The organism is Streptomyces hesseae, assembly GCF_031845785.1.
Taxonomy (GTDB): Bacteria; Actinomycetota; Actinomycetes; order Streptomycetales; family Streptomycetaceae; genus Streptomyces; species Streptomyces hesseae.
This window is the reverse complement of the sequence record NZ_JAVRFI010000001.1, coordinates 375,780-386,317: the sequence shown is the minus strand read 5'-3', so window position 1 is coordinate 386,317 and position 10,538 is coordinate 375,780. Positions and strand designations below refer to the sequence as shown.

Sequence of the window (10,538 nt, the reverse complement as noted above, 5' to 3'; positions counted from 1 at the left end):
GAGAGCGGAACATGACCACGCCCAGCGAAAAAGTAGTCGAAGCTCTCCGGGCCTCCCTCAAGGAGACCGAGCACCTGCGCCGGCAGAACCGCGCCCTGGTGGCCGCCACCACCGAGCCCGTCGCCATCGTCGCGATGAGCTGCCGCTACCCGGGCGGCGTGCGCTCCCCGGAGGACCTCTGGGACCTCGTCGCCGCCGGTGGGGACGCCATCTCCGGCTTCCCCACCGACCGGGGCTGGGACCTGGCGGCCCTGCGCGACGCCGGAGTCGACAAGCGCGGCAACAGCGTCAGCCAGGAAGGCGGCTTCCTCGACTGCGCGGCCGACTTCGACGCCGACTTCTTCGGCATCTCGCCGCGCGAGGCCGTCACCATGGACCCCCAGCAGCGCCTGCTGCTGGAGACGTCCTGGGAGGCGATCGAGCGCGCCGGCATCGACCCGGCCACCCTGCGCGGCAGCCGCACCGGCGTGTTCGTCGGCACCAACGGCCAGGACTACGCCTACCTCCTCGTACGGTCCCTCGCCGACGCCACCGGCGACATCGGCACCGGCATCGCCGCCAGCGCCACCTCCGGACGGCTCTCCTACACCCTCGGCCTCGAAGGACCGGCGGTCACCGTCGACACGGCCTGCTCCTCCTCCCTCGTGGCCCTCCACTCCGCCATCCACGCCCTCCGGGCCGGCGAGTGCTCGCTGGCCCTCGTCGGCGGCGTCAACGTCATGTCGTCACCGGGCTCCCTGATGGAGTTCAGCCGCCAGGGCGGCCTCGCCGGCGACGGCCGATGCAAGGCCTACGCGGACACCGCCGACGGCACCGGCTGGTCCGAGGGCGTCGGCATGCTCCTCGTCGAACGCCTCTCCGACGCCCGCCGCAACGGCCACCCGGTCCTGGCGGTCGTCCGGGGCTCGGCCGTCAACCAGGACGGCGCCTCCAACGGCTTCACCGCCCCCAGCGGCCCCGCCCAGCAGCGCGTCATCCGCCGAGCCCTCGCCAACGCGGGCCTGACGGCCGACGAGGTCGACGCCGTCGAGGGCCACGGCACGGGCACCCCCCTCGGCGACCCCATCGAGGCCCAGGCCCTCCTCGCCACCTACGGCCAGGGCCGGGACACCGAACGGCCGCTGCTCCTGGGCTCGGTGAAGTCCAACATCGGCCACGCGCAGGCGGCGGCGGGCGTCGCCGGAGTCATCAAGATGGTCATGGCCATGCGCCGGGGCGTGCTGCCACGCACCCTCCACGCGGAACGGCCCTCGACACACGTGGATTGGGCTGTGGGAGCGGTGGAACTCCTCAAGGACGCCAGGCCCTGGCCCGAGGTCGACAGGCCATGGCGCGCGGGCGTGTCCTCCTTCGGCATCAGCGGAACGAACGCGCACGTGATCCTGGAACAGGCCGCCGAGAAGGAGCCGGCCGGGGAGCCCGGCGGGGAACCGGTCGCGCCCTCGGTCCGGCCCGGTGTGGTGCCGTGGCCGGTCTCCGCCAAGTCCGAGGAGGCGCTGGCCGCCCAGCTGGAGCGGGCGACCGCCCTCGCGGGCACCGCCGAACCCGTGGACGTCGGCTACTCGCTGGCCACCGGCCGGTCGGCCTTCGACCACCGCGCGGTCCTCCTGGCCTGCCCGGACGGCTCGCTGTCCGAGGCCGCGCGCGGCCGCGCGGCCGCCGGCGGCCGCCCCCTGGCGGTGCTCTTCACGGGCCAGGGATCGCAACGGGTGGGCATGGGCCGCGAACTGTACGCCCGCTTCCCCGTCTTCGCCGAGGCCCTGGACGCGGTGGCGGCCCGCCTCGACGGCGAACTGGGGCGCCCGCTGCGGGAGGTCATGTTCGACGGCGACGCGGCCGTACTGGACGGCACCGGATTCGCCCAGCCGGCGCTCTTCGCACTCGAAGTGGCCCTCTACCGGCTGGTCGAGTCCTGGGGAGTACGCCCCGACTACGTCACGGGCCACTCGATCGGCGAGGTCGCGGCCGCCCACGTCGCGGGCGTGCTGTCCCTCGACGACGCGTGCGCGCTGGTGGCGGCCCGGGCCCGGCTGATGGCGGCCCTCCCCCCGGGCGGCGCGATGGTCGCCGTCCAGGCCTCCGAGGACGAGGTCGCGGCGCGCCTGGTCGACGGCGTGTCCATCGCGGCCGTCAACGGCCCGGACGCCGTCGTCATCGCGGGCGACGAGACGGCCGTCCCCCGCATCGCCGAGAAGTTCGCCGCCGAGGGCCGCAAGACCCAGCGGCTTTCCGTCAGCCACGCCTTCCACTCGCCGCTCATGGACCCCATGCTGGAGGACTTCCGGCAGGCCCTGGCCGGCCTGTCCTTCCAGGCGCCGCGTATCCCGGTCGTCTCGAACGTGACGGGCCGGATCGCGACGGCGGAACTGCTGTGCACGCCCGAGTACTGGGTCCGGCACGTCCGGGAGACCGTCCGCTTCGCCGACGGCGTCCGGGCGCTGGCTGCCGAAGGCGCCACCGCCTTCCTCGAACTCGGCCCCGACGGTGTGCTGACGGCCATGGCCCAGCACAGCCTCGACGACACCGGGAGCCCGGTCGCCCTCACCGCCCTGCGCCGGAACCGGGCCGAGGAGCGCTCCCTGCTCACCGCGCTCGCCCGGCTGCACGTGGCGGGCGTCGCGGTGGACTGGGCCGCGTGGTTCGACGGCACGGGCGCCGGCCGCGTGGACGTCCCCACGTACGCCTTCCGGCACCAGCGGTTCTGGCCCAAGCCCGCCGCCGTCGCCGGCGACGTGTCCGCCGCCGGCCTCACCCCCGCCGGCCACCCGCTGCTCGGCGCCGCCGTGTCCCTGGCCGGCCTCGACGGCGTGCTGTTCACCAGCAGGCTCTCCGCCCGCACCCACCCCTGGCTCGCCGACGGCACCAGGTTCCCTGCCGCCGCGTACGTGGAGCTCGCCATCCGCGCGGGCGACCAGGTCGGCTACGGCCGCGTCGACGAACTCACCCTAACCGCACCGCTCGCCCTGGACGACGAGCACGCCGTCCTCCTCCAGGTCTGGGTCGGCGCCCCCGACCCGGCGGGCGCCCGGAAGGTGTCCGTCTACTCCCAGCTCGCCGACGCCCCCGACCAGACCTGGACGGAGCACGCGCACGGCGTCCTGAGCCCCGGCGAGCGCGTCGCGGACTTCGGCACCGACGAGTGGCCGCCGCGCGACGCCACCGCCGTCGACGCCGATGCCGTGGCGGGGTTCCACGACAAGGCCGGACACGCCCCCGCCTTCCGGGCCGTCCGCGCGATCTGGACGCGGGACGCCGACACCTTCGTGGAAGCCGCCCTCCCCGCCGACGTCGCGGACGACGCCGGGGCGTTCGGACTCCACCCCGCGCTGCTGACCGCCGTCACCCAGGCCCTCGCGATCACGGCGCCGGACGGCAGCCGGGCCGACGAGCTCGTTCCGCTGATGTGGTCCGGGGTCTCCCTGCACGCCGGGGGAGCGTCGGCGGTACGGATACGCGTCACGCGGACCGCCGAGGACACCGCCTCCGTGGCCGTCGTCGACACCGAGGGCGCACCGGTCCTGTCGGCGAGCACGTTGGTGCTGCACGACCGGGCCGGGACCGTGGACCGCAGGAGCGGCGCTACGGACCACGGATCCCTGCTGCGGCTGGACTGGGTCCCGGCACCGGCACCCGAGGAGGGTGCCGAGGGCCGGGAGCTCACCCATGCGACGCTGGGCGCCGGGACGGTCACGGCCCTGGCCGACGTACCGGACGGCACGGACCTGGTGCTGGCCCGGCTGACGGCGGGCGACGGGACCGACGTCCCCGGCGCGGCGCACGAGCTGACGGCCCGGGCGCTCGGCCTGGTGGGGGAGTGGCTGGCGGAGGAGCGGTTCACCGCCGCACGGCTGGTGTTCGTGACGCGCGGCGCGACGGACGGCACCGATCTCGCCGCTGCCGCCGCCTGGGGCCTGGTGCGCTCGGCACAGACGGAACACCCCGACCGCTTCGCCCTGATCGACCTCGATGCCGGCACCGACCCTGCGTCCGTACTGCCCCAGCTACCGGGACTGATGGCGACCGGCGACGACCAGTTCGTGGTGCGCGACGGTGCGGTGAGCGTGGGCCGGCTGGCGCGGATCGCTGCGGAGGCTGACGCTCCGGCAGCGGTACGCGCCTGGGACACGGCGGGCACGGTGCTGATTTCCGGTGGCACAGGCGGACTGGGCGGCCTGCTGGCCCGTCATCTGGTGGCCGAGCACGGCGTGCGGCACCTGCTGCTGGTGAGCCGCCGTGGCCCGGAGGCCCCCGGGGCGCCCGAGCTGAGGGACGAACTGACCGCCCTGGGCGCCGGGGTGACCGTCGAGGCGTGCGACACGACGGACCGGGACGCCGTCGAGCGCCTGCTGGCCGGGATCCCGGCCGATCGTCCGCTGACCGCCGTGATCCACACGGCCGGCGTCCTCGACGACGGCGTGGTGACGTCCCTGACCCCGGACCGCCTGGCGGCCGTGATGCGCCCGAAGGCCGACGCCGCCTGGCACCTCCACGAGCTCACCAAGGACCTCGGCCTCGCCGCGTTCGTCCTCTTCTCGTCGGTCTCCGGCGTGATGGGCGGCGCCGGACAGGCCAACTACGCCGCCGGCAACGTCTTCCTGGACGCCCTCGCCCACCATCGCCGCCTTCTCGGCCTGCCCGCCCAGTCCCTCGCGTGGGGCGCGTGGGCGCAGGCGAGCGGCATGACGGGCACCCTGTCCGACGCCGACATGCAGCGCATCGCGGCGTCCGGAGTGCCCCCGCTCACGGCCGAACAGGGCCTGGCCCTGTTCGACGCCGCCGTCGGCCTCGACGAGCCGTACCTCGTCCCGATCGGCCCCGCCCGGCGCGGCGGACGCGCCCCGGGCGTCGTACCCCCGCTGCTGCGCGGCCTGATCCGTGGCGGCCGGCGAACGGCCGCCACGGCGGCGGGCGGCGCCGGTACGGCGGCCGCGCTCAGCCTCCGGCTCTCCGGGCTGGGGGAGCAGGACGCGCTCCGCTCGATGACCGACCTCGTACGGACCGAGGCGGCCGCCGTCCTCGGGCACGCCTCGGCGCGCCAGGTCGAGGCGGGCCGGGAGTTCCGCGAGCTCGGCTTCGACTCGCTGACGGCGGTGGAGCTCCGCAACCGGCTCACCACCGCCACCGGCCTGCGGCTCACCGCGACCCTGATCTTCGACTACCCCACCCCGGCCGCCCTCGCGAGCCACCTCATGGCCGAGTTGGCCGGCGAGGACACGGGGGACCCGGTTGTGACGGCCTCCGCCGTCTCCGACGACCCCATCGCCATCGTCGGCATGGCCTGCCGGATGCCCGGCGGCGTCCGGTCGCCGGAGGACCTGTGGCGGATGCTCGCCGAAGGCCGCGACGGCATCGCCGGCTTCCCCACCGACCGCGGCTGGGACCTCAAGGCGCTCTTCGGCACGGACCCGGAGAACCGGGGCGGCAGCGCAACCCGGCGCGGCGGATTCCTCCAGGACGTCGCCGACTTCGACGCGGGCTTCTTCGGTATCTCCCCGCGCGAGGCTTTGGCGATGGACCCGCAGCAGCGGCTGCTGCTGGAGACGTCCTGGGAGGCGTTCGAGCGGGCCGGGATCGACGCTACGGCCCTGCGCGGCAGCCGGACGGGCGTCTTCGTCGGCACCACGGGCCAGGACTACGCCACGCTCGTGATGAACTCCCGCGAGGACGTCGAGGGCCACGCCAGCACCGGCCTCGCCACCAGCGTCATCTCCGGCCGGATCTCCTACACCTTCGGGCTGGAGGGCCCGGCGGTGACGGTCGACACGGCGTGCTCGTCGTCGCTCGTCGCCCTCCACCTCGCCGCCCAGTCCCTCCGCAGCGGCGAGAGCTCGCTCGCCCTCGCCGGCGGTGTGACGGTCCTGTCGACGCCGATGACCTTCTCGGGCTTCAGCCGCCAGGGCGGCCTCGCGACGGACGGCTACTGCAAGGCGTTCGCGGACGCCGCCGACGGTACTGGCTGGTCCGAGGGCGCGGGCGTGCTGGTGCTGGAGCGGCTGTCGGACGCGAAGCGTCTCGGCCACCGGGTACTGGCCGTGGTGCGGGGTTCGGCGGTGAACCAGGACGGCGCTTCCAACGGTCTGACGGCGCCGAACGGCCCGTCGCAGCAGCGGGTCATCCGCCAGGCACTGGCGAGCGCGGGTCTGAAGGCCGCCGATGTGGACGCGGTGGAGGCGCACGGTACGGGTACGACGCTGGGCGACCCGATCGAGGCGCAGGCGTTGCTGGCGACGTACGGTCGTGAGCGGGACGCGGACCGGCCGCTGTGGCTGGGTTCGGTGAAGTCCAACATCGGTCACACGCAGGCCGCGGCCGGTGTCGCCGGGATCATCAAGATGGTCATGGCGATGCGGCACGGTGTTCTGCCGAAGAGCCTGCACATCGACGAGCCGTCGTCGCATGTGGACTGGTCGGCTGGTGCGGTGGAGCTGCTGTCGGAGGAGCGGGCGTGGCCGGAGGTGGGGCGTCCGTGGCGTGCGGGTGTGTCGTCGTTCGGTCTCAGCGGCACGAATGCGCACATCATCGTGGAGCAGGCTCCTGAGTCCGTTGCCGAGCGCGGTGCTTCGTCTGGTGGGCTGGTGCCGTGGGTGGTGTCGGCCAAGTCGGAGGAGGCGCTGGCGGAGCAGGTGGAGCGGCTGACGTCTTCGGCAGATGGCGATGCCGCTGATGTGGGCTTCTCGCTGGCGACGGGGCGGTCGGTCCTTGACCACCGTGCGGTCCTGCTGGCAGGGGACGAGGTGGCTCGTGGGGTCGCTGTGGACCGGTCCCTGGCGTTCCTGTTCTCGGGTCAGGGGTCGCAGCGGCTGGGGATGGGGCGGGAGTTGTACGCCCGGTTCCCGGTGTTCGCGGGGGTGTTGGACGAGGTGGTGGCTCGTTTCGACGGGTTGCGTGAGGTGTTGTTCGGCGATGACGCGGAGGCGCTGAACGGGACGGGTTTCACTCAGCCGGCGCTTTTCGCGCTCGAAGTGGCGTTGTTCAGGTTGGTGGAGTCGTGGGGAGTGCGTCCGGACTTCGTCGCTGGTCATTCGATCGGTGAGATCGCTGCCGCGCACGTTGCGGGTGTGTTCTCTCTTGAGGATGCGTGTGTCCTCGTTGCGGCGCGTGCTCGCCTGATGAACGCGTTGCCTTCTGGTGGTGCGATGGTGGCTGTGCAGGCGTCGGAGGACGAGGTTGTGCCTCGTCTCACCGCTGATGTCTCGATCGCCGCTGTCAATGGCCCCGACGCCGTTGTCATCGCCGGTGAGGAGTCGGCGGTCCTGCGGATCGCCGAGGCTCTGGCCGCTGAGGGTCGTAAGACCCAGCGGCTGTCCGTGAGCCACGCCTTCCACTCGCCGCTGATGGACCCGATGCTGGAGGACTTCCGCCGGGCCATCGAGGGGCTGTCGTTCCAGGCCCCCACCATTCCCCTGATCTCGAACGTGACGGGTGAGCTCGCCTCGGCCGAACTCGTCGCCACCCCCGAGTACTGGGTCCGCCACGTCCGTGAGGCCGTCCGTTTCGCCGACGGCGTCCGGGCGTTGAGCGAGGCAGGTGCCACCGCCTTCCTTGAGCTCGGCCCGGACGGTGTCCTCACCGCCCTCGCCCAGCACACCCTCGACGCCGATCGGGACCTGCTTGCCCTCCCGGCCCTCCGCAAGGGCCGCCCGGAAGAGACCGCCCTGCTCACCGCCCTCGCCCAGCTCCACGTCTCCGGTGTCGACGTCGCGTGGGGCGAGTTGTTCGCGGGCACCGGCGCCCGGCGGGTCGACCTGCCCACGTACGCCTTCCAGCACGAGCGCTTCTGGCCCCGCCCCGCCGCCCTCACCGGTGATGTCTCGTCCGTCGGCCTGGTGCCCGCGCGGCATCCGCTCCTGGGCGCCGCCGTGCCGCTGGCCGACTCCGACGGGGTGCTGTTCACGAGCCGGCTCTCCCCGGAGACCACCGACTTCCCCGTATCGGCCTTCCTGGAGCTGGCCGTTCGCGTCGGCGACGAAGTGGACTGCGACCGCGTCACCTCTCTGACCGTCCACACGCCCCTGGCCCTCACCGGCGGATCTCCTCTCGCCCTCCAGGTGTGGGCGGGCGCGGCGGACGCGACAGGAGCCCGCGCCCTGCGCGTCTACTCCCGGCCCGGTGACGCCCTCGACGAGCCGTGGACCGAGCACGCCTCCGGCGTCCTCGAGTCCGGCGAGCAGGTCGTGCCCTTCGACGCCTCCACCTGGCCGCCCACCGACGCCGTCGCCGTCGCCGCCGAAACGGGCGACGAATCCACCACCCTCTGGACCCGGGGCGACGAGGTCTACGTCGAGACGAAGCTGACCGGCGAGGCCGCGTCCGACGCCCCTTACTACGGTATGCACCCCACCCTGCTGGAGACCCTCGCTCAGGCAGCGGAATTCGCAGGCCTGGACGGCGAGGAGGAGCTGTCCCCGCTGTCATGGTCGGGGGTCTCGCTGCACGCGGGCGGCGCCTCGACCGTACGGGCCCGCCTCACGCGGACCGCCGGGGACTCGGTGTCGGTCGCGGCGGTGGACGCCACCGGCGCTCCCGTGCTGTCGGTGGAGACCCTGACCCTCCACCCCCGGCCGCTCGCCGACGCCCCCACCGGGGCCGGCGCGGAACAGGGCACCCTGCTGCGCCTGGAGTGGATCCCGGCGCCCATCCCGGCCGGGGCCACCGCCACCGCCCAGACGTCCCGGTCCGTGACGCTCGGCAGCGACGGGATCGCGTCCCTGGCCGACGTACCGGCCGGCACCGATCTCGTCGTGGTGCCCGTCGCCGCCACCGGGGGCGAGGACGTACCCGCCGCCGCGCACCGGCTGACCGCCCATGCCCTCCAGCTCGTTCAGGACTGGCTCGCCGACAACCGGCACGCCGCTTCCCGCCTTCTCTTCGTCACCCGGGACGCCGTCTCCGCCGACGCGGCGGATGCCGTTCGCGACCCGGCGGCCGCCGCGGTGTGGGGCCTGGTGCGCTCGGCGCAGTCGGAGCACCCCGGACGGTTCGTCCTCCTCGATCTCGACGGAGCCGTCGACGGAGCCGCCGACGCCGACCTGTCCTCGCCGCTATCGGTCCTGCCGGGTCTGCTGGCGGGCGGCGACGCGCAGTTCGTCGTACGCGACGGTGCGGTGCGCGTGGGACGGCTGGCCCGCGTCGCTCCGGCGGAGCCGGACGCTCCGGCAGCGGTATCCAGCTGGAATCCGGCCGGTACGGTGCTGATCACCGGTGGCACAGGTGGCCTGGCCGGCGTACTGGCCCGGCACCTGGTGGCCGAGCGCGGCGTGCGACACCTGCTGCTCGCGAGCCGCCGTGGCCCGGAGGCGCCGGGGGCGGCGGAGTTGGTCGGCGAACTGGCCGCCCTGGGCGCCGAGACGACGGTCGTCGCCTGCGACACGGCGGACCGCGCCGAGGTGGAGGGCCTGCTGGCCGGTGTCCCGGCCGGTCGTCCGCTGACCGCCGTGATCCACACGGCCGGTGTCCTCGACGACGGTGTGATCACCTCCCTCACCCCCGACCGGCTCTCGGCCGTCCTGCGGCCGAAGGCCGACGCGGCCTGGCACCTCCACGAGCTCACCAAGGGCCTCGACCTCGCCGCCTTCGTCCTCTACTCCTCCATCTCCGGTGTGATGGGCAGCGCCGGACAGGCCAACTACGCCGCCGGCAACGTCTTCCTGGACGCCCTCGCCCACCACCGCCGCCTTCTCGGCCTGCCCGCCCAGTCCCTGGCGTGGGGGGCATGGGCGCAGGGGAGCGGTATGACGGGCGCGTTGTCGCAGGCCGACATGCAGCGGATCGCGGCCTCCGGGGTGCCGCCGCTGACGGTCGCGCAGGGCCTGGCGCTGTTCGACGCGGCCGTCGGGCTCGACGAGGCGTACGTCGTCCCGATCGGCCCGGCCTCCGGGGCCCGGCGTGCCCAGGGCGAGGTGCCGCCGCTGCTGCGCGGCCTGGTGAAGGGCGGCCGGCGGGCGGCCGCGGCCGCCGGGGACAGTGCCGCGACGGCCGCCGGGCTCGCGCGACAGTTGAGGGAAATACGGGAAGAAGAGCGCGTACGTTTCGCCGTGGAGCTCGTCAGGGCCGAGGCGGCGCGAGTGCTCGGGCACGCCTCGCCCGAGGCGATCGGGGCGAAGAAGGGGTTCCAGGACCTCGGCTTCGACTCCCTGACCGCCGTCGAGCTCCGCAACCGGCTGACGGCCACGACCGGCCTGAGGCTGCCCGCCACCCTGACCTTCGACTACCCCACCCCCGTCTCCCTGGCCGAACACCTCGTCTCGCAGCTCGTGGGCGAGGACGGCCCCGACACCTCCTCCTCCCTCCTCGCGGAGCTCGACCGCCTCGACTCCGCCCTCGCTTCCACGGAACCCGACGCGCTCACCAGGGCGGCCGTCTCCAACCGGCTGCTGACGATGCTGGAGAAGTGGCGGGGGAGCGAGGCCGAGACCGCCGGCGCCGAGGTGGCCGAGCGGATCGGCTCCGCCAGTGAGGACGAGATCTTCGACTTCATCGACAACGAGCTCGGCCGTCTGGGCGATCGCTGATCCGGCCTCATTCTTCACACGGAAGGT

The 10,538-nt window shown here is 73.9% G+C and carries 1 protein-coding gene; it reads left to right on the top strand.

Annotated features, from left to right (window positions below):
- The first annotated feature begins 11 nt into the window (after positions 1–11).
- Positions 12–10,511 carry an SDR family NAD(P)-dependent oxidoreductase gene (locus tag RM609_RS01380; RefSeq protein ID WP_311607168.1) on the top strand — a complete coding sequence of 3,500 codons (10,500 nt, stop codon included), beginning with the start codon at positions 12–14 and terminating at the stop codon, positions 10,509–10,511.
- The last annotated feature ends 27 nt before the right edge of the window (positions 10,512–10,538 follow it).

Coding starts and splice junctions, on each gene's coding strand:
- RM609_RS01380 (WP_311607168.1), top strand. CDS start 12: ATGACCACGCCCAGCGAAAAAGTAGTCGAAGCTCTCCGGGCCTCCCTC.